This window comes from Streptomyces sp. NBC_00234 (assembly GCF_036195325.1).
GTDB lineage: Bacteria > Actinomycetota > Actinomycetes > Streptomycetales > Streptomycetaceae > Streptomyces.
The window spans coordinates 1,999,119-2,018,244 of sequence record NZ_CP108101.1 but is presented as its reverse complement, the minus strand read 5'-3'; the positions used below and the strand labels follow the sequence as shown (position 1 = coordinate 2,018,244).

Here is a 19,126-nt window from a genome sequence, read left to right as displayed (position 1 = left end):
GGGGAATACGAGGAGGAGCGGTAACCGTGCCTGATCCGCAGAGTTTGTATGAATGGGAGCCGAAGGGCCTGGCCGTCGTCGACATGGCGCTCGCCCAGGAGTCGGCCGGCCTGGTCATGCTCTACCACTTCGACGGATACATCGACGCGGGTGAGACCGGCGAGCAGATTGTCGACGGCCTGCTGGAAACGCTGCCCCACCAGATAGTGGCGCGCTTCGACCACGACCGGCTCGTCGACTACCGCGCGCGGCGCCCGCTGCTGACGTTCCGGCGCGACCGCTGGGCGTCGTTCGAAGCCCCGACGCTGGACGTCCGTGTCGTCCAGGACGCCACCGGCGCGCCCTTCCTGCTGCTCTCCGGCCCCGAGCCGGACGTGGAATGGGAGAGGTTCGCCGTCGCCGTCGAGCAGATCGTCGAGCGCCTCGGTGTGCGCCTCGCGGTCAATTTCCACGGCATCCCGATGGGTGTCCCGCACACCCGCCCGGTCGGCATCACCCCGCACGGCAACCGCACCGACCTGATGCCCGGCCACCGCAGCCCGTTCGACGAGGCGCAGGTGCCCGGCTCGGCGGAGGCTCTCGTCGAGTACCGCCTGATGGAGTCCGGACACGACGTACTGGGCGTCGCCGCCCATGTGCCGCACTACGTGGCCCGCTCCTCGTACCCGGACGCCGCGCTCACCGCCCTGGAGGCGATCACCGGCGCGACCGGCCTGGTCCTGCCGAGCGTCGCGCACACGCTGCGCACCGAGGCGCACCGTACGCAGACCGAGATCGACCGCCAGATCGGCCAGGGCGACGAGGAGCTCGTCACGCTCGTCGAGGGGCTGGAGCACCAGTACGACGCGGTCGCGGGTGCCGAGACGCGGGGCAATCTCGTGGCGGAGCCGGTCGATCTGCCGTCGGCGGACGAGATCGGCCTCGAATTCGAGCGGTTCCTCGCCGAGCGCGAGGGCGACGTCTGACCTGACCATGACGGTGCGGCGGGGCGGGGGCTAGGCTGCCGTCCATGCTGAAAGTGGGCCTGACCGGCGGGATCGGCGCCGGCAAGAGCGAGGTGTCACGGCTGTTCGTCGGCCACGGCGCCGTGCTGATCGACGCCGACAGGATCGCCCGCGAGGTCGTCGAGCCCGGTACCCCCGGGCTCGCGGCCGTCGTGGAAGCCTTCGGCCCCGGAGTCCTGAGCGCGGACGGCACCCTGGACCGGCCCGCCCTCGGTGCGATCGTCTTCGCCGACGCCGGCCGGCTCGCCGCGCTCAACGCGATCGTCCACCCGCTGGTGGGGGCCCGCTCCGCCGAGCTGGAGCGCGCCGCGGGCTCCGACTCCGTCGTCGTCCACGACGTCCCGCTCCTCACCGAGAACGGCCTCGCGCCCCTGTACGACCTGGTCGTCGTCGTGGACGCCACCCCCGAGACCCAGCTCGACCGGCTCGTACGGCTGCGTGGCATGACGGAGGCCGACGCCCGCGCCCGGATGGCGGCGCAGGCGACGCGTGAGCAGCGCAGGGCGGTAGCGGACCTGGTCATCGACAACGACGGGCCGCTGGAGGAGCTGGAGCCGCAGGTCAGCAGGGTCTGGGCGGAGCTGGTGGAGCGAGCGGCGGCGCACTGACTCCGCCACGCCCGCGCCCCGGAGGTTCGTACGGAATACCGTGACCCGGCGGGACGTTGGAAACCGGCGAGTGAGGGGAAGGATGCGACCGTGCCCGAGACGAACCCGGAAACCCATGTCATCGATTTCCGTGCGGCCGAGCACCTGTTGGCGGCACGTGATCCGCGGGGTGCGGTCAAGCTGCTCGACTCGGTGATCGCCGCGCATCCGGAGAACACGGCGGCGCGTCTGCTGCGGGCCCGTGCCTTCTTCGCCGCGGCCCAACTGCGCCCGGCCGAGCTGGAATTCGAGCTCGTGCTGGAGCGCGAACCGGACAACGCCTTCGCGCACTTCGCCCTGGCCCGCACCTTCCAGCGGGCCGGCCGTCCTGCGCAGGCCACCCGGCACTTCCGGCTCGCCGCCGCCCTCGACCCGAATCCGGAGTACCTGAAGGCCGCACGGTTCGACGAGCGGCCCTGACGCCCGCCCGTACCGGTCGGGAGCGCGTCGCGTTCAGTGGCTGAACCTGCCGCGCCCGCCGTGATCGGGTTCGTACGGGGGGATGTCGCGTCCGGGCTGGTAGTGCGGCCCCTGCCGCATGTGGTGGACGATGACGGCGACGTCCGTGAGTGTCAGCACCAGCAGGACACCGCAGGCCGCCGCCCAGCCGGGCCGGCTGGTCAGCACGAAGGCCGCCAGGCCGAACACCGCCCAGCCCAGGCCGAACAGGGCCAGAGCCAGTCGCATCCGCAGGGGACTGCGCGCAGTCGCCGGTTCGCTGCCGGTACGCATGACGATCGCCTCGTCTTCCAGCATGGACCTCCGGGGCGACGGAGCAAAGGGGCGGCCACGGAGTGTGACCTGTCGGATCCGGCGTGTCCCGGCAGGCCGCCCGGCGGGGAACGGCCGCTCCGGCCCGTACGTTCGGCGGGCATGAGCGGACAACTGATTCGTGAGGGGCACTCAGGGACGGGGCCGGGCACCATCACCCCGGACGGCTGCGCGGTCGAGCTCTACTCCCGGCTGTCGGTCGGCGACGAACCCGACGTGATCCAGGCGGCCGTGCCCGCCGGGGCGAGCATTCTGGAACTGGGCTGCGGGGCGGGCCGGGTGACGCACCCGCTGGTTGCCCGCGGGTTCACGGTGACCGCCGTGGACGAATCCCGGCAGATGCTGGAGCGCGTCCGCGGCGCCCGTACCGTACACGGCCCCATCGAGTCGCTGGACCTCGCCGGGGAGACCTTCGACGTGGTGCTGCTCGCGTCGTTCCTGGTGCATACGAGCGACCACCGCGTCAGGGAGGGGCTGTTGAGGGCCTGCCGGAGACACGTCAGGGACGGCGGGGCCGTGCTCATCCAGCGGGAAGGCGCCGACTACGGCACGAATCTGCCGCGGGAGCGCGTGGACGTGGAAGCGGGCTGTGTCATCCGGATCGTCTCGGCCGAACCGGTCGGGGACGGGGTGCGCTCGGTGCGCGCCGAGTACCACTTCGACGACGCGCGGTGGACTCAGACGTTCCGGTCGCGCGAGCTCTCCGTGGAGGAGTTCGAGGGCCATCTCGAAGCGGCCGGTCTGACGGTGGACCGGTATCTCACCGCGGACGGAGTCTGGGCGCTCGCGCGTCCCAAGTAGCCCCGGAACCAAGGAGGATCGGAGGTCCGGAGAGCGATGAGTTCCGGCCCCCGGTCTACCTCTCTGTAAGCGCAACGGAAGAGAAGCGGCGAAGAGCCGTGGCGCCGGTCCCGCATCGGGCACCCGCCTTCCGTACACCACGCACCCCCGAGGGGACCTCCGCCATGTCCGTGACCGACCGGAACACCGCAGCCACGTCCACCGCCCGGCCGGAGAGCGGTCCGGGTGCCATCGCCCTGACCGGGGCCCGGTTCCTCCTCGCGCTCTTCTTCGCGTTCAGCGCGTTCGCCAAGCTCATCGCCCATGAGTCGGCGGTGGAGTCCTTCGCCCGGATGGGCTGGGGCAACGGTGCGATGTACGTGATCGGCGGCCTGGAGATGGCCGGTGCGATCGCCCTCCTGGTCCCGCTGCTGTCCGGGGTGGCCGCGATCGCGCTGGCCGCGCTGTCGGCCGGTGCCTCGATCGTGCAGCTGACGCTCCTCGACCCGCCGAACGCGGTCATGCCCGCGCTGCTCGTCGTCGTGTTCGTCCTGATCGCCCGCAGCCGGCACGACCGGACGGAGCGGCTGCTTGCGCTGCTGGGCAGGCGCGCGTAAGTACGGGGGAGCGGATGCCCTTCCGCTCCTCGCGCGCGACCGAATCCACCGGGGGACCCCCATGGCGAACCGCCTTGCCCGCGCCTGCGCAGCCCTGGCCACAGTGCTCACCGTGGCCTCCTGCGCGGGCCCGGCTCCGGAGGGTTCCGCCCCGCCGTCCGCCCGCTCCGGTTCGCGATCGGCACTCGGTGATCCGCGTCCGTGCCCCGGCCAGGCCGACGCGACCTGCGCCGACCTGACGGTGCCGCTGGACCGTACGGGCAAGGCCGGCGGCACCCTGAAGCTCCAGGTGCTCACGGCGGGCCGCCCCGACGCGCCGCGCGGCTCCCTGCTCTTCCTGACCGGCGGGCCCGGCCAGCCGGGGGTGTCCCTCGCCCCCACGATCCGCAAGCGGCTCCCGAAGGCGCTCGCCGAGTACCGCCTGGTGATGATCGACCAGCGCGGCACCGGAGGCGGGGCCGTCGACTGTCCCGCGCTCCAGAGCGAGGTCGGCAGCAGTGACACCGTCGCCCCCACCGCGGGGGCGGTTCGGGACTGCGCCCGTACGCTCGGCGAGAAGCGGAACTTCTACACCACCTCCGACACCGTCGCCGACCTGGAGGATCTGCGCACCGCGCTCTCCGTCCGGTCGTGGGGAGCCGTCGACGGAGTCTCGTACGGGACCTTCACGGCGGGTCGGTACGCCCTCACCCACCCCCGGCGCGTCGACCGGCTCGTCCTCGACTCGGTGGTGCCGCTGGACGGGGCGGGCGCCCTGTACGAGGCGTCCTTCGGCCATGCCGCGACGGTGCTGCGGACGGCGTGCGAGGAGCAGTCCTGCGGCTACGACCCGGCCGAGGACGTCGCGAAGGTCGTACGCCGCGACGGCAACGGCACCGGCGTCTTCAATCTGCTCGTCATCGCGAGCATCATCGACCCGAAGCTCACCAACCCGGATCTCGGCATCCTGGACGCCCTGCACGCCTCCGCGACCGGAGACCCCGACCCGCTGAAGAAGCTGGTGGAGAGCTTCTACGGCTCCGAGGGGGTGCCGCCCGAGGACTTCAGCTCAGGACTGCACGCCGCGACGCTCTGCGCGGACACCGCGTGGCCCTGGGGCGACGCGGCAGCCCCGCTCGCCGGTCGGGGGGCCGCGCTCGACCGCGCGGTGGCGCGGATCGAGCCGGGCGCGGTCTGGCCCTTCGAGCGCAGGACGGCGGGTGAACAGGGAATCCCGCAGACCTGTCTCCCCTGGCCCGTCTCCCGCCCCGGCGGCTCCGTGCCGGAGCGGAAGCTGTCCATGCCGGTCCTGATGCTGTCGGGCGACCGCGACCTGTCGACACCGCCCGCCTGGGCGAGGGAGCTGGCCGCGGGGCAGCCCCGCGCCCGGCTGGCGGTCATCGCCGGGGCGGGGCACTCCACCCAGAGCAGGTCCGACGGGGGTGCGAAGGCGGCCCAGGAGTTCCTGCTGCGGTAGCGCGGCCGGTCAGTGGACGAGGGTGTAGCTGCGCCAGGGCTGACTCCGGGGGGCCGTGACGTCGGTGAGCGTGGTCGCCACGTACGTCGTATCGCCGCCCTGGCAATTGCGGTTGGGGTACAGGATCATGTCGATGAGCGTGCCGTTGTGGACCTCGTGGGCCCCCAACGGCAGGCGGTGACAGCCCTTGACGCCCGGGCTGTTCACGGAGATCACGGCGTGCCGCTCGGTGGTGTAGGTGACCGGTCCGACGGCGGTGCGTCCCAGGCCGGAACAGCCCGAGACGGTAAGGATGAGGAGCGTCGCTCCGGCTGCGATGCCGAGACGGCGTCGACGGTGGTGATCGGTCACGGACATGGGCGGGTCCTCGTCTGCTCGTCCGGCGCATCTTCACGTCACGGAGACATGCTGGCGCTGGCCACGTTGCCCGCTCCCCGCTGCTCCGGCATCCGGTGTGCCGCCGGCCGGGCGACAGCGGTACGGAGGGATGTTCGACCGCTATCCAAACCGGGCATATCGTGGTAACAGCGAACAAATCACCAGTCGGCTGTCAGGGGGCCGTGATGGTCCAGGAGCTATTGATCGCAGCAGTGGGGGCGGCGTCGGTGGCCGTGATCTACGCGTCGGCGGCCGCACGGGTCGTCAAACAGTACGAGCGGGGGGTCGTGCTGCGGCTCGGCCGGCTCCGGCGCGATGTGCGGGGACCGGGCTTCACGATGATCGTTCCGGGCGTGGACCGGCTGCGCAAGGTCAACATGCAGATCGTGACGATGCCCGTGCCCGCGCAGGACGGCATCACCCGGGACAACGTGACGGTCCGGGTCGACGCGGTCATCTACTTCAAGGTGGTCGACGCGGCGAGCGCCGTCGTGCAGGTGGAGGACTACCGGTTCGCGGTGTCGCAGATGGCACAGACCTCGTTGCGGTCGATCATCGGAAAGAGTGACCTGGACGACCTCCTGTCGAACAGGGAGAAGCTGAACCAGGGCCTGGAGCTGATGATCGACAGCCCCGCCGTCGGCTGGGGCGTGCAGATCGACCGGGTCGAGATCAAGGACGTGTCCCTCCCGGAGACGATGAAGCGCTCCATGGCACGCCAGGCCGAGGCGGACCGGGAGCGGCGCGCCAGGGTCATCAACGCCGACGCGGAGCTCCAGGCGTCCAAGAAGCTGGCCGAGGCGGCCAAGGAGATGTCGGAGCAGCCGGCGGCGCTGCAGTTGCGTCTGCTGCAGACCGTGGTCGCGGTCGCGGCCGAGAAGAACTCCACCCTCGTCCTGCCGTTCCCCGTCGAGCTCCTCCGCTTCCTGGAGCGGGCCGCGCCGCCGCAGCAGGAAGCGGCCCCGGAGAGGTCGGCCGAGAAGCCGCAGCCGCCCGCGTGGCCCCAGCAGCCACCTGCCGTGACGTCGCTGCCCGACTCGTCCGACGCCGGTCCGCTCACCCGTCACTGAATGACCCGGGGACCGCCCCGACCTGCGCCGACGGTGGGGCGGGGCGCACTGTCACACCACCCGCCTAGACTCGCCGGTCATGGGAGTCGGTCGCGAATCGAGGCAGGAGGGGGGCGGCATCGGCGTGCGGAACCACAAGGACCGGCAGGACCCGTGGAGCGTGCGGGGCAGCCGTCACGAACCGGACCCGGCCGCCGACCGGCTGCTGCGCCGTCCCGCCGTGTTCCTTCCCGCGAGCCTTCCCAGGGACGGCCGGATCGCCTTCTGGGACCCGGCCGGGGAGGACGCAGGCGACTTCGGCGGCATCGACGGTCTGGAGCACACGACCGCCGAGCTCACCGTCGTACGGCGCCAGGGCGCGACCGGCGTCCGCCGGCACACGGTGCCCGCGGTGCTGCTGCCCCTTGCCGACGCCGTCCCCCTGCTCGCCCGCGCCCGGCACCTCGCCTCCGCCCACCCCGCCACCCGGTGCTGGGGCGCCGCCGCGCTGCACGCCCTCAACCTGGTGGCGCGCGGCCGGCTCCTGCCCGGACTGACGGCCGACGACCACGACGCCTGGCGTGCCGGGCCGCGGGACGCCGAGGACATGGCCCACCTCAGGGCCGTCGCCGCCGCCATGCCGCCCGAGGGGCACGCGGTCCCGCTGCCGGACCGTTCTCCGCTCCAGGTGCCCGAACCGGCGGCCCTGCTCGGGTCCTTCCTCGACGCGGTCGCCGACACCCTGCCGCGTACGCCGGCCGCGGCGTACGCGATGGGGGCACCCTTCGCCTCCCGCGAGGCACAGCACCTGCCCGGCGCCCGCGCCTGGGCCGTGGAGGTGGCCGCGGGCCTCGACGCGGGGGTGCGGGTCTCGCTCCGCCTCGACCTGTCGGCGTACGAGCTGTTCGACACCGCCGACACCTACGGCGACGGAGGCGATGGGGACGAGGACGGCGAGAGCACGGCCGGTCCCGCGGCCCCCGCCCGTCACGCCGCCGCGGCCATCACGCAGGTGCACAGCCTGGCCGACCCGACGTACGTCACCGACGCCGCGGCCCTGTGGAACGGCGGGGGAGGGGAGCCCTTCGGCCCCCGCGCCAGGATCGACGCGGTGCTCGCGCTGCGCCGCGCCGCCCGCGTCTGGGCGCCGCTCGAACGGCTTCTCGACCAGCCCGTCCCCGATGTGCTCGCCCTCACCGAGGACGAGCTCTACGAGCTGCTGAGCGACGCGGGGGCGCGGCTGGCGGGCGCGGGCGTCGCCGTCCACTGGCCACGGGAACTGGCCCGCTCGCTCACCGCATCGGCCGTCGTCAGGACCGCCCCGGGCTCCGCAACCGACGGCACCTCGTTCTTCGACGCCGAACAGCTCTTCTCCTTCAACTGGCAGCTCTCCCTGGGCGACGAACCGCTCACGGAGGCCGAGATGGACACGCTGGCCGAGGCCCACCGTCCCGTGGTGCGGCTGCGTGACCAGTGGGTGGTGGTCGACCCCGCGCTCGTACGCAAGGCGCGCAAGCGGGAGTTGGGCCTGCTGGACCCGGTGGACGCCCTGGCCGTCGCGCTCACCGGCAGCGCCGAGGTCGACGGGGAACAGGTCGAGGCGGTGCCGGTCGGTGCCCTCGCCGCACTCCGCGCGCGCATCGTCTCCGACGACGCCACCGTCCCGCCGCCGCCCGGCCTGGACGCGACCCTGCGCGACTACCAGCTGCGCGGGCTCGCCTGGCTGGACCGGATGACCTCGCTGGGCCTGGGCGGCTGCCTCGCCGACGACATGGGCCTGGGCAAGACGATCACCGTGATCGCGCTCCATCTGCACCGCGCCCATCCCGCGCCCACGCTGGTCATCTGCCCGGCCTCCCTCCTGGGCAACTGGCACCGCGAGATCAACCGCTTCGCGCCCGGTGTCCCCGTCCGCCGCTTCCACGGCACCGACAGGACACTGGCGGACCCCGACGGCGGCTTCGTCCTCACGACGTACGGCACGATGCGCTCCAGCGCGGCCCAGCTCGCCGCCCACACCTGGGGACTCGTCGTCGCCGACGAGGCACAGCACGTGAAGAACCCGCACTCCTCCACGGCCAAGGCACTGCGCACCATCCCGGCCCCCGCCCGCGTCGCCCTCACCGGCACCCCGGTGGAGAACAACCTCTCGGAACTCTGGGCGCTGCTCGACTGGACGACCCCCGGACTGCTCGGCCCGCTCAAGGCGTTCCGCGCCCGGCACGCCCGGATCGTCGAGAACACCGGGACGGCGGCCGGACTGGGCAACGAGGAAGCGGTCGAGCGGCTCTCCCGGCTGGTCCGCCCCTTCCTCCTGCGCCGCAAGAAGTCCGACCCGGGCATCGCCCCCGAGCTGCCGCCGAAGACGGAGACCGATCATCCCGTCTTCCTCACCCGGGAACAGGTCACGCTCTACGAGGCCGCGGTGCGCGAGACGATGGCGTCCATCGAGGCGGCGGAAGGCATCGCCCGCCGCGGACTGATCATGAAGCTGCTGTCCTCGCTCAAGCAGATCTGCAATCACCCCGCGCAGTACCTCAAGGAAGAGCCGACCCGGCTCACCGGCCGCTCGGGCAAGCTCGCCCTGCTCGACGAACTCCTCGACACGATCCTGTCGGAGGACGGCTCCGTCCTGATCTTCACCCAGTACGTCACGATGGCCCGGCTCCTCTCCGCCCACCTCGCTTCCCGGGCCGTCCCCTCCCAACTGCTCCACGGGGGTACGCCGGTGGCCGAGCGGGAGCGGATGGTGGACCGCTTCCAGTCCGCCGAGGTGCCGGTCTTCCTGCTCTCCCTCAAGGCGGCCGGCACGGGACTGAACCTCACCCGGGCCGCCCATGTCATCCACTACGACCGCTGGTGGAACCCGGCCGTGGAGGAACAGGCCACCGACCGTGCGTACCGCATCGGCCAGACCCAGCCGGTGCAGGTGCACCGGCTGATCGCGGAGGGCACGGTCGAGGACCGCATCGGTGAACTGCTGGAGTCCAAGCGGGCCCTCGCGGACGCCGTCCTCGGCACCGGGGAGACGGCCCTGACCGAGCTCAGCGACCGCGACCTGGCCGACCTCGTCTCCCTGCGGAGGCCCGCATGAGCCCGCGCCCGGCCGCCCGGCCCGGTCTCTCGCCCGAGGGCCGCTCCGCTGCCCGTCCGGGGTCGGGGCCCCGCTCCCGCCCGGGCCCCGACGATCTGCGGCGTACCTTCGAAGCGGTTCCGGCCCGTACCCGCGACGACGAGGGGCCGTTCGCGGACAGCTGGTGGGGCCGCGCCTGGGTGGACGCCCTGGAGTCCCTGTCGATGGACGAGGGGCGGCTCGCCCGCGGCCGGACGTACGCGGACGGCGGTCACGTCGCCGCGATCACCGTCACCCCCGGCCGGGTCATCGCCTACGTCCACGGAAGCCGGCCCCGCCCGTACCGCGCGGAGCTGCGCCTGCGCACGTTCTCCGACGCGGACTGGGACACCTTCCTCGACGCCGTCGCCGCCCGGCCCGGACATCTCTCCGCCCTGCTGGGCAAGGAGATGCCGCACTCCCTGGTCGAGACGGCGGGGGAGACGGGCATCCGGCTGCTGCCGACCGCGGGCGATCTCGACCCGGACTGTTCCTGCCCCGATCACGGCTGGCCCTGCAAGCACGTGGCCGCGCTCTGCTTCCAGACCGCACGGCTCCTCGACACCGACCCGTTCGTCCTCCTGCTGATGCGCGGCAGGGGCGAGCGGGAACTCCTCGACGAGCTGGGCCGCCGCAACGCGGAGCACTCGGCCCGCGAGCGGCCCACGGCCGACCTGACCCCCTCCGTGCCGGCCCGTGAGGCCGTGGCCGAGCGCTTCCTGCCGCCGCTGCCCGCACCGCTCCCGGTCCCGCCGTACCCGGGCCAGCCCCCGTCCTACCCCGATCTGCCCGGCGCGCGCGACCCGCTCTCGCTGGACCACCTCGCCACCGACGCGGCGGCCCGTGCCCACACGCTGCTCACCACCGGCGCCGACCCCCTCGCGGGTCTCACCACCTGGCAGGACGCCGTCCGTCTCGCCGCGGCCCGCCCGACCGCCGGGCTCACCGCCACCACCCGAGCCCTCTACCGCGAACTGGCCTACGCGACCGGCCGCTCCACCACCGACCTGGCGCGTGCCGTGGCCGCCTGGCGTCAGGGCGGCGCCGAGGGCCTGGCCGTCCTGGAGACCCCCTGGGATCCACCGGCCGGCCCCTTCGACCGGGCCCGCCCCGCCCTCGCGGCGGCGGACTTCCCGCGCTTCCAGCCCTGGCGCAACCACCTGACCCACCCGCAGGGCACGCTCCAGCTCCGCTTCGGCCACGACGGCCGGTGGTACGGCTACGAGTCGGACCCGGGCGAGGACGACTGGTGGCCCCGCGCCGTCCCGGACCACGACCCGGTGGGCGCGCTCACCGCACTGATCGGCGGCTGACGGCCGCGGGCCCACCCGTGGGGTCAGAAGTCGGCGCGGATCGGTTCCTCCAGGCGGGCCACCGAGTCCTGCGCGTACGCCTTCTCGTAGGCCTCGCGGATCCGCTCGATCCGCGGATCACGCAGGCGCGCCTCCGAGGCGGGGTAGAGCAGGATCAGTTCGTAGCTGCGCTCCCGCTCGATCACCCCGTGGGAGTCCCGCCACTGGCCCCGGCCTTCCTGGATGGTGAGGCCGTCGGGGAAGCTCGGGGTGACCTCCCGGTCGACGAAGGCCAGGAACTGCCGGTCGGTCACCTCCGGTCCGCCGTCGGGGCGTTCCGTACCGAAGAACAGGCGTGTCTCGATGAACGCCTTCCCCCGGACGGTGGCGGCGGAGTGCGCGGCCGGAGCGGATTCGCCACCGAGCGTGGCGTAGGCGACCGGGGTGCCCATGGCCAGGACGGCGCAGGTCGCGACCGCCGCTCTGATCGCGGTGCGCTGACGGGATCGGCTGGGGTGCGGCAAGAGGATTCCTCGGCTCGGAGTGCGATGTGTACGTGACGCCCCTTCGGGGACGGCTCACTCTGGCAAGCCGTCCGCACAGGGATGCGTCAGGACATCGATATCCCGCGCGAATCACCCGTAACGGTGAGGGGGAGCCTGCGGGGAAGCCCCCCGACCGTCCCCAGGTCGTGTCCCTAGGAACTGCGCAGGGATACGCCGCGCCCGGCGAAGAAGCGCTCGAAGACCGGCAGCGGCAGGTCCGCCGCACGGGTCCCGGCCGTCGTTCCCGAGGGGTTGTGGAAGTGGACGCCGTTCCCGTCGGCCGTACGGGAGGTCAGCAGCACCAGGTGTCCGCCCCGCCCGGGAGCGGGCCGTTCCGGGTGCCGGATCCCGTAGTGCACCGAGGCCATCACGGTGCGGCCCTCGTCCAGCAGACCGGGGATCTCCTCCGCCGCGAGATGACGGTGCACGGTCGCGTCGAGCCCGTGCGCCTCGCGCGCGTATTCCGCGAACGGCGCGTAGATCAGCCCTCGGATGTCCCCCTCCGAGTCCTCCGTGTACGCGCCGTAGGTGAGTGCTCCGTCGCGCAGGGCGAACAGCGAGGGCGCCTCGTTGCCGAGCGCCATGCGCAGGCAGGTCATGCCGCACAGATGGCCTGCCCAGCGTGCGTACTCGGCGGGTGACCCGGCCCCCGACCGGGCCCAGCCCGGGTCCTCGGCGGGATCGAGCCCGCCCTCGACGATGTGGCCCACCAGTTCCGGAGTGGCGAACTGGGTGTGGGCCGGAAGCAGGCAGGAGGGGCAGGTCACTGGCGGTATCCGTTCAGGAAGCGGCCGATGCGGCTGATGGCCGCGTCGAGATCGTCGGCGTGCGGGAGGGTCAGGATCCGGAAGTGGTCGGGGCGCGGCCAGTTGAAGCCGGTGCCCTGTACCACCTGGATCTTCTCCCGCAGCAGCAGATCGAGGACGAACTTCTCGTCGTCGACGATGTGGTGCACCTTCGGGTCGATGCGCGGGAACGCGTAGAGCGCGCCCTTCGGCTTCACGCACGACACCCCGGGGATCTCGTTCAGCTTCTCCCAGGCCCGGTTGCGCTGTTCGTGCAGCCGGCCTCCCGGGGCGACGAGTGCGCCGATCGACTGCCGCCCGCCGAGCGCGGCCTGAATGGCGTACTGCGCGGGCGCGTTGGGGCACAGCCGCATGGAGGCGAGCATCGTCAGCCCCTCCAGGTAGTTGCCGGCGTGCTGCCGCGGACCCGACACCACCATCCAGCCCGACCGGAATCCCGCCACCCGGTAGGTCTTGGACAGTCCGCTGAACGTGAGGCAGACCAGGTCGGGGGCGAGGACCGCCACGCTGTGGTGCTCGGCGTCGTCGTAGAGGATCTGGTCGTAGATCTCGTCGGCGAACACCATGAGGCCGTGCCTGCGGGCCAGGTCGAGGATGCCTTCGAGGATCTCGCGCGGGTAGACGGCACCGGTCGGGTTGTTCGGGTTGATGATCACGACGGCCCTCGTACGGTCCGTGATCTTCGCCGCCATGTCCGCGAGGTCCGGGTTCCAGTCCGATGCCTCGTCGCAGGTGTAGTGCACCGCCTTGCCGCCCGCGAGCGTCGTCACCGCCGTCCACAGCGGATAGTCGGGACTCGGGATCAGGACCTCGTCCCCGTCCTCCAGGAGCGCCTGCACGGCCATGGAGATGAGCTCGGACACGCCGTTGCCGAGGAAGATGTCGTCGACGCCGACGTCGGTCAGTCCCATCGCCTGGTAGCGATGCGCCACAGCGCGCCGCGCCGACAGGATGCCGCGCGAGTCGGTGTAGCCGTGGGCCTGCGGGAGCATCCGGATCATGTCCTGGACGATCTCCTCGGGAGCCTCGAAGCCGAAGAGTGCCGGGTTGCCGGTGTTGAGCCGGAGCACGCTGTGCCCCGCCTCCTCCAGGGCGTTGGCGTGCTCGATGACCGGGCCCCGGATCTCGTAACAGACCTCGTTGAGCTTGCTGGACTGCCGGAACTCCATGCGGTGCCTCCCCGACGAGATTGCGATACTTGGTTTTACCAAGTTCGAGCTTGGAAAGTCCAACAACATGTCTAGACTGCGTCGCATGCCACGTCAGCAACAGCCGGTGCGACCGGCCCGCCGCCGGAGTTACGACCAGTTCTGTGCCGCCGCGCGGGCCCTCGACTCCGTGGGTGACCGGTGGACCCTGCTGATCGTCCGTGAACTGCTGGGTGGCCCGCGCCGGTACACGGATCTGCACGCCGATCTGCCGGGCGTGAGCACGGACGTCCTGGCCTCCCGGCTCAAGGACATGGAGCAGGGCGGCCTCGCGGTACGCCGTAAGCTGCCGCCGCCCGCCCCGGCCTCGGTGTACGAGCTGACCGAACGCGGCCTGGGGCTGTTGCCGGTCCTGACGGCCCTTTCGGTGTGGGGGGCGCCCGCGCTGGACGAGCGCCAGCCGACGGACGCGGTGCGCGCTCACTGGTTCGCCCTGCCGCTGTTGCGCGCCCTGGACGGGCTGACCCATCCGGGTGTGGTCGAAGTCGCCCTGGAAGAGGGGGAGTTCCACCTACGCATCGGAGAGGGGGCGCCGGCGGCAGGGGTGTACGGTCTGGGCTCGGCCGACCGTCCCGATGCCCGTCTCGTCCTCGACGCCGAACTGTGCCTGGAGCTCGGGCGAGGAGGGACGACCCTCGCCGAGGCGGTCAAGGACGGCCGGATCGAGGTGTCCGGCGACACCCCGCTGGCCGCCGAGATTCGCGGCGAATGAACTCCGCACCGATGGGTTCCCGCCACTCAACTCCCGCGTAACGTAGGCGATTCGGCCACAAGCGGAGAGTGAGGGCTCGCACATGGGGAAGCGTGGAGGTTCGCGCAGGGGTGTGCTCGTCGGTGGGTGTGTGGTGGCGCTCGGCTTCGTGCCGACGGCGGCGACCGCGACACCGGGAAGCGGGGTGAGCGGCACGGTCGTGGCCAAGGGCACGTCCGTGGGCAAGCTGAAGGTGGAGAGCCCGAAGGGGCGCGCGGACGTGATAGTCCGGACGATCACCATCCAGCCGGGCGGCAGCACCGGCTGGCACACCCACGCCGGTCAGCTGATCGCCGTGGTCGAATCGGGGACGCTGACCCGCACGCTCAGCGACTGCTCGGTCGAAGTGACCCCGGCCGGAACCTCGTTCATCGAGCCGTCCGGGCCCGGACACCGGCACATCGGGCGGAACGACGGGACCGAACCGGTCGTGCTGTGGGTGACCTATCTGCTTCCGGAGGGCCGCGCCCTCTCCGACGACGCGGAGGCGGTGGACTGCGGGTGAGCCCGGCCGGCCGCGCGGCGGCCGGGGGATGATGGACGGGTGCGACTTGAACCGATCACCTGGGAACGGCTGGCCGAAGCCCTCGCCGTGCACGCCGACGCGCTGAAGCCCTCCGACGGCGGGCCCTGGCTCAAGATCGCCGTCGACGGCTCGCCGGCCGCCCGCCCCGGTGAGCTCGCCGAGCGCCTCGCGGCGGCTCTGCGGGTCCGGGGTCGCTCGGTGCTCACCGTCCCCACCAGCGGCTTCCTGCGCCCGGCCAGCCTTCGGTACGAGTACGGCAAGGAGGACCCCGACTCGTACTTCGACGGCTGGTTCGACACGGGGGCGCTGTGGCGCGAGGTGTTCGGCCCGCTGGAGGCGGGCGGCAGCGGGCGGGTGCTGCCCGACCTCTGGGACCCGGTGAAGGACCGGGCCACCAGGAGTCCCTACCAGCTCCTGCCGGAGGGCGGGGTGGTCGTCGTGCACGGTCCGTTCCTGCTCGGGCAGTGGTTCCCGTTCGACCTGAGCGCCCATCTGCGGCTCTCGCCCGGCGCGCTGCGCCGTCGTACCGAGGAGGGCGAACGGTGGACCCTGCCCGCGTTCGCGAGGTACGAGGACGAGGTGGCGCCCGCCGACCGCGCGGACGCGGTCGTGCGGGCCGACGATCCGCTCCACCCCGCCTGGTCCCCGCCGGACGCGCTCTAGGGCCTGTCGTCAAACTGCCGTCTGCCGCGCGGTGCGACGACAGGCCCTAGAGTCCTCGCGGGTTACGGCACCGGGGCGCCGTCCCGGTCATTCCGGGCGCCCGCCGACAACCATGACGGCTTCGGCACCGGTCCGGCACGCCTGCGCGGCGGCCTCCCTGTCGTCCGCCCCGGCGAGGCGCGCGGCGAGGAAGCCGCCGGTGAAGGCGTCGCCCGCGCCCGTCGAGTCGACCGGATCCCGGACCGGGACGGCCTCGATGCGTGCGGTCACCGTTCCGCCGGCGGCCAGCAGGGCGCCCCGGTCGCCGAGCGTGACCACGACCAGAGGCACCTGACGGCTCAACTTCGCCGCCGCGTCGGCCGGTTCCGGCAGTCCGGTCAGCAGGCACGCCTCGTCCGCGTTCGGCAGCAGCAGGTCCGCGCCCTCGACGGCGGCCAGGAACCGGTCGACTCCGAGGTCCGTGAGGAAGCCCGCGGAGGCCGGGTCCACGCTCACCGGGATGCCCCGGCGCCGGGCCTCCCGCAGCGCGAGCAGAGCGGTGGCACGGCTCGTCGGGGCGAACAGGAGGTAGCCGGAGAGATGGAGGTGCCCGATGCCGTCGAGCAGCGACGGCGACCAGTCGGAGGGGGCGAGGCGCAGCACCGCGCCGCTGTCGGTGAGGAAGGTGCGCTCGGCGCTGCCGTCGACGAGCGCGACCACGGTGGCGGTCGGCACCTCCTCGTCCACGGCCAGCACGGCCCGTACCCCGGCCCGGTGCAGGATCTCCCGGTGCCAGGCCGCGGAATCGACGCCCGCCCGCGCCAGCAGACGCACGTCACGGCACCCCGAACGGACCGCCCAGCACGCCACGTTGGCCCCGGCGCCGCCGGGCAGCGTCCTGATCCGCGCCGTCGTGTCCGTGCCCCGGGCCGGTGGCGCTCCGTGCCGCACCACCACGTCCGTGACCACGTCCCCGACGACGAGCAGACCGCCCTCGCTCACCGTGCCGCCGCCGCCGCGATACGTGCGGCCAGCGTCACGTTTCCGCGTACCGCGGCCAGGTTGGCCTCCAGGGAGGCGCCGTCGGTGTGCCGCATCAGATGGTCGAGCAGGAACGGGGTGACGGCCTGCCCCACGACGCCGCGCTCCCGGCACGCTGCCAGCGCCTCGGCCAGCACCCGGTCGTGGACGCCGGGGTCCAGCTGCTCCTCCTCCGGTACGGGGTTGGCGACGATCAGCGCGGTCTCCGGTCCACCGAGCGCGTCCCGGGCCCGCATCACCTCGGCCACCTCCTCGGGGGTGTGCACCGTCCAGTCGACGGGCTCGCCGGAACTGCTCAGATAGAAGCCGGGGAAGTGCGTGGTTCCGAAGCCGAGCACACCCACCCCGAGTGTCTCCAGGCGCTGGAGCGTGGCCGGAACGTCCAGGATCGACTTCACCCCGGCACACACCACGGTGATGCCGGTGCGCGCGAGCAGCCGCAGATCCGCCGACTCGTCCTGGGTCTCGGTCCACTCCCGGTGTACGCCGCCGAGCCCCCCGGTCGCGAACACCCGCAGACCGGCCCGGGCCGCCAGGAAAGCGGTCGCCGACACGGTCGTCGCCCCGCTGGCGCCCGTCGCCAGCGCGGGCGCGAGGTCGCGGTGTCCCAGCTTCCGCATCTCCGGGTCACCCGCCACCCGTTCCAACTGGGTCTTGTCCAGCCCCACATGGGCCCGGCCGTCCAGGACGGCGATCGTGGCCGGGACGGCGCCCGCGGAACGTACGAGCTCCTCCAGCTCCAGGGCGACCCGCAGGTTGCGGGGGCGCGGCAGACCGTGCGCGATGATCGTCGACTCCAGGGCGACGACGGGGCGGTGGGCGGCGACGGCGTCCCGCACCTCGGCGGAGAGCGCCGGTTCATGAGCTCGGGGGCCGTCCTCGGGTGAGTGCTCCGGTGTGTTCAGTGGCATGCCCCATCCCTGTCGCACGCGGGGTGGCCGCAAACCCGCGGGCGGCCCTGGCGGCCGGGGTTCGCGGGCCGCTCGTCAGGGTGATTGGCCGGAACTCTTCGTGCTGCGCGAGGACGACCGTACGACGTGGACCGTCCACGAGACGCTGCGCTAGGCGTACCGCATCAGCCTCTGAGGGCTCAGGTCTTGTCCGGGGCGAGGGGGGACACGGATGCGTCGGCGGGTCCGTCCGGTGTCCGGTCCGTCGGACCGTCCGGAGACCTGCCCGAAGGGCCGTCCTGTGTCCCGTCCGCTGCGCCGACCGGGACGGCGGAGGGTTTCGTGAGCGCCCGTCGGAGGGCCAGCGCGGCCATCGGCAGCAGCAGACAGGCGCCGACCACGTTCAGCCAGCTGTAGCTCCACCGGGAGACGATCACTCCGGCGACCGCTCCGCCGATGCCCGCCGCCGTGTTCATGGTCAGGTCGGAGAGACCCTGAACGGCGGCGCGGGCGGGCTGCGGAACCGAGTCGGTGAGCAGCGCGGAACCCGCCACCAGACCGGCCGACCAGCCGAGCCCGAGCACGAACAGGCCGGCCGCCGTCCGCTCGTGGCTGGGTCCCGCCGTGCCGGCCAGCAGCGCGGCGCAGGAGAGCAGGCCGACCGCGAGACCGATCACGGAGAGCCGGCCGAACCGGTCGGCCAGCCAGCCCATCACGGGGGAGAAGGCGTACATGCCCGCGATGTGACCGCTGATGACCAGGCCGATCAGCTGGATGCCCGCCCCGTGGTGACCCAGATGGACCGGGGTCATCACCATGATCGAGACCATCGCGGTGTGGGACACGGCCACGGTCACCAGCGCCAGCCTGGCCGTCGGCGAGGCGCGTACCGCGGCGACGCCCGCGCGCAGCGAGCGGTTCGCGGCGGTCTGGGTGCCCTCGGGGGCCAGTGCCCGCGCGGTGAGCAGCGGGTCGGGGCGCAGCAGTACCGCGACGACGAGGCCCGCGAGGAGGAAGATGGCCGCCGCCCACACGAACGGGCCCGCCGTCTCGGGGATGGCGGTGTCCCGGAAGGCGCGGCCCGCGGGCGCCGCGATGTTGGGGCCGAGGACCGAGCCGATCGTGGTGGCCCAGATGACGGTGGAGATCGCCCGGCCGCGCCGGTCCGGCTCCGCCAGGTCGGCCGCGGCGAATCTGGCCTGAAGATTGGCCGAAGCGCCCGCGCCGAAGCCGGCCATGCCGAGCAGCAGCAGCGGGAAGCTGTCCACGACGGTGGCGAGGACCACCAGGCCCGCGCCGAGCGCACCGATCAGATAGGCCAGGACGAGGCCGGGGCGGCGGCCCCGGGAGGTCATCAGCGCGGCCAGCGGCAGCGAGAGAAGAGCCGTGCCGGCCACCGAGGCGGTGGGGGCGAGACCGGACAGCGCCTCGGAACCGCTCACCTCCGTCGCGAGGACCGGGGCCAGGGCGATGCCGATGGGCACGCCCAGGCCGCCGAGTATCTGGCTGGCGATGAGGACGGCGGACGTCCTGCGCTGCAGGGCAGGCAGATCGGAAACCGTGACCGGGGGTGCGGAGAGAGCCTTCTTCACTGGCGCAGTGTGCCAGCTC

The 19,126-nt window shown here is 72.7% G+C and carries 20 protein-coding genes; 12 read left to right on the top strand and 8 right to left on the bottom strand.

The window, feature by feature from the left end; all coding sequences use genetic code 11:
- Positions 1–26 precede the first annotated feature (26 nt).
- The 3 genes from OG230_RS08765 (at position 27) to OG230_RS08755 (ending at position 2,071) form a co-directional block, all read left to right on the top strand.
- Positions 27–965 (top strand): PAC2 family protein, encoded by a 939-nt coding sequence (locus OG230_RS08765; RefSeq protein WP_328909574.1) that lies wholly within the window; start codon positions 27–29, stop codon positions 963–965.
- Between the two features lie 44 nt (positions 966–1,009).
- The gene (gene coaE / locus OG230_RS08760) at positions 1,010–1,612 is read left to right on the top strand and encodes a dephospho-CoA kinase (protein ID WP_328909573.1); all 603 of its coding nucleotides are present in this window, start codon (positions 1,010–1,012) and stop codon (positions 1,610–1,612) included.
- Positions 1,613–1,702: 90 nt separating this feature from the next.
- Positions 1,703–2,071 carry a tetratricopeptide repeat protein gene (locus OG230_RS08755; protein ID WP_328909572.1) on the top strand — a complete coding sequence of 123 codons (369 nt, stop codon included), beginning with the start codon at positions 1,703–1,705 and terminating at the stop codon, positions 2,069–2,071.
- A 33-nt stretch (positions 2,072–2,104) separates the two neighbouring features.
- Here OG230_RS08755 and OG230_RS08750 read toward each other — a convergent pair whose 3' ends face one another.
- Positions 2,105–2,407, bottom strand: a complete 303-nt coding sequence (locus tag OG230_RS08750) for a DUF6343 family protein (RefSeq protein WP_328909571.1) — start codon at positions 2,405–2,407, stop codon at positions 2,105–2,107.
- Between the two features lie 117 nt (positions 2,408–2,524).
- Between OG230_RS08750 and OG230_RS08745 the strand changes: the two genes are divergently transcribed.
- From OG230_RS08745 to OG230_RS08735, 3 genes are all read left to right on the top strand, one after another.
- Entirely contained in the window at positions 2,525–3,223 is a 699-nt protein-coding gene (locus OG230_RS08745) for a class I SAM-dependent methyltransferase (RefSeq protein WP_328909570.1), read from the top strand.
- Positions 3,224–3,387: 164 nt separating this feature from the next.
- Positions 3,388–3,819 (top strand): DoxX family protein, encoded by a 432-nt coding sequence (locus OG230_RS08740; protein WP_328909569.1) that lies wholly within the window; start codon positions 3,388–3,390, stop codon positions 3,817–3,819.
- 61 nt (positions 3,820–3,880) lie between these two features.
- On the top strand, positions 3,881–5,275 hold the full coding sequence (locus OG230_RS08735) for an alpha/beta hydrolase (protein ID WP_328909568.1): 1,395 nt from the start codon (positions 3,881–3,883) through the stop codon (positions 5,273–5,275).
- A 9-nt stretch (positions 5,276–5,284) separates the two neighbouring features.
- Here OG230_RS08735 and OG230_RS08730 read toward each other — a convergent pair whose 3' ends face one another.
- Positions 5,285–5,632 (bottom strand): hypothetical protein, encoded by a 348-nt coding sequence (locus tag OG230_RS08730; RefSeq protein WP_328909567.1) that lies wholly within the window; start codon positions 5,630–5,632, stop codon positions 5,285–5,287.
- Positions 5,633–5,838: 206 nt separating this feature from the next.
- Between OG230_RS08730 and OG230_RS08725 the strand changes: the two genes are divergently transcribed.
- The 3 genes from OG230_RS08725 (at position 5,839) to OG230_RS08715 (ending at position 11,127) form a co-directional block, all read left to right on the top strand.
- Complete coding sequence (locus OG230_RS08725; RefSeq protein ID WP_328909566.1) at positions 5,839–6,723, top strand: slipin family protein; 885 nt, start codon at positions 5,839–5,841, stop codon at positions 6,721–6,723.
- 79 nt (positions 6,724–6,802) lie between these two features.
- A complete protein-coding gene (locus tag OG230_RS08720; RefSeq protein ID WP_328909565.1) occupies positions 6,803–9,796 on the top strand; it encodes a DEAD/DEAH box helicase in 2,994 nt (997 codons plus the stop codon).
- Complete coding sequence (locus OG230_RS08715) at positions 9,793–11,127, top strand: SWIM zinc finger family protein (RefSeq protein WP_328909564.1); 1,335 nt, start codon at positions 9,793–9,795, stop codon at positions 11,125–11,127. The genes OG230_RS08720 and OG230_RS08715 overlap by 4 nt, the downstream gene beginning before the upstream one ends.
- A 23-nt stretch (positions 11,128–11,150) precedes the next feature.
- On the opposite strand, the gene OG230_RS08710 is transcribed toward OG230_RS08715, so the two are convergent.
- The 3 genes from OG230_RS08710 to OG230_RS08700 form a co-directional block, all read right to left on the bottom strand.
- Entirely contained in the window at positions 11,151–11,558 is a 408-nt protein-coding gene (locus tag OG230_RS08710) for a DUF3574 domain-containing protein (protein WP_328911346.1), read from the bottom strand.
- A gap of 245 nt (positions 11,559–11,803) precedes the next feature.
- Positions 11,804–12,418: a peptidase gene (locus OG230_RS08705; RefSeq protein ID WP_328909563.1), complete on the bottom strand. Its 615-nt coding sequence runs from the start codon at positions 12,416–12,418 to the stop codon at positions 11,804–11,806.
- Positions 12,415–13,626 carry a pyridoxal phosphate-dependent aminotransferase gene (locus OG230_RS08700; protein WP_328909562.1) on the bottom strand — a complete coding sequence of 404 codons (1,212 nt, stop codon included), beginning with the start codon at positions 13,624–13,626 and terminating at the stop codon, positions 12,415–12,417. Before OG230_RS08700 ends, OG230_RS08705 begins: the two co-directional genes overlap by 4 nt.
- Positions 13,627–13,711: 85 nt before the next feature.
- Between OG230_RS08700 and OG230_RS08695 the strand changes: the two genes are divergently transcribed.
- The 3 genes from OG230_RS08695 (at position 13,712) to OG230_RS08685 (ending at position 15,605) form a co-directional block, all read left to right on the top strand.
- Positions 13,712–14,377 (top strand): winged helix-turn-helix transcriptional regulator, encoded by a 666-nt coding sequence (locus OG230_RS08695; protein ID WP_443051516.1) that lies wholly within the window; start codon positions 13,712–13,714, stop codon positions 14,375–14,377.
- A gap of 82 nt (positions 14,378–14,459) precedes the next feature.
- A complete protein-coding gene (locus tag OG230_RS08690) occupies positions 14,460–14,921 on the top strand; it encodes a cupin domain-containing protein (RefSeq protein ID WP_328909560.1) in 462 nt (153 codons plus the stop codon).
- Between the two features lie 39 nt (positions 14,922–14,960).
- Positions 14,961–15,605: a uridine kinase gene (locus tag OG230_RS08685; protein ID WP_328909559.1), complete on the top strand. Its 645-nt coding sequence runs from the start codon at positions 14,961–14,963 to the stop codon at positions 15,603–15,605.
- 87 nt (positions 15,606–15,692) lie between these two features.
- Here the strand turns inward: OG230_RS08685 and OG230_RS08680 are convergent, their stop codons facing one another.
- The 3 genes from OG230_RS08680 to OG230_RS08670 form a co-directional block, all read right to left on the bottom strand.
- Positions 15,693–16,586 (bottom strand): carbohydrate kinase family protein, encoded by an 894-nt coding sequence (locus OG230_RS08680; protein ID WP_328909558.1) that lies wholly within the window; start codon positions 16,584–16,586, stop codon positions 15,693–15,695.
- The gene (locus OG230_RS08675; RefSeq protein WP_328909557.1) at positions 16,583–17,536 is read right to left on the bottom strand and encodes a pseudouridine-5'-phosphate glycosidase; all 954 of its coding nucleotides are present in this window, start codon (positions 17,534–17,536) and stop codon (positions 16,583–16,585) included. The genes OG230_RS08680 and OG230_RS08675 overlap by 4 nt, the downstream gene beginning before the upstream one ends.
- A gap of 179 nt (positions 17,537–17,715) precedes the next feature.
- Positions 17,716–19,107 carry an MFS transporter gene (locus tag OG230_RS08670; RefSeq protein WP_328909556.1) on the bottom strand — a complete coding sequence of 464 codons (1,392 nt, stop codon included), beginning with the start codon at positions 19,105–19,107 and terminating at the stop codon, positions 17,716–17,718.
- Positions 19,108–19,126: the final 19 nt, after the last annotated feature.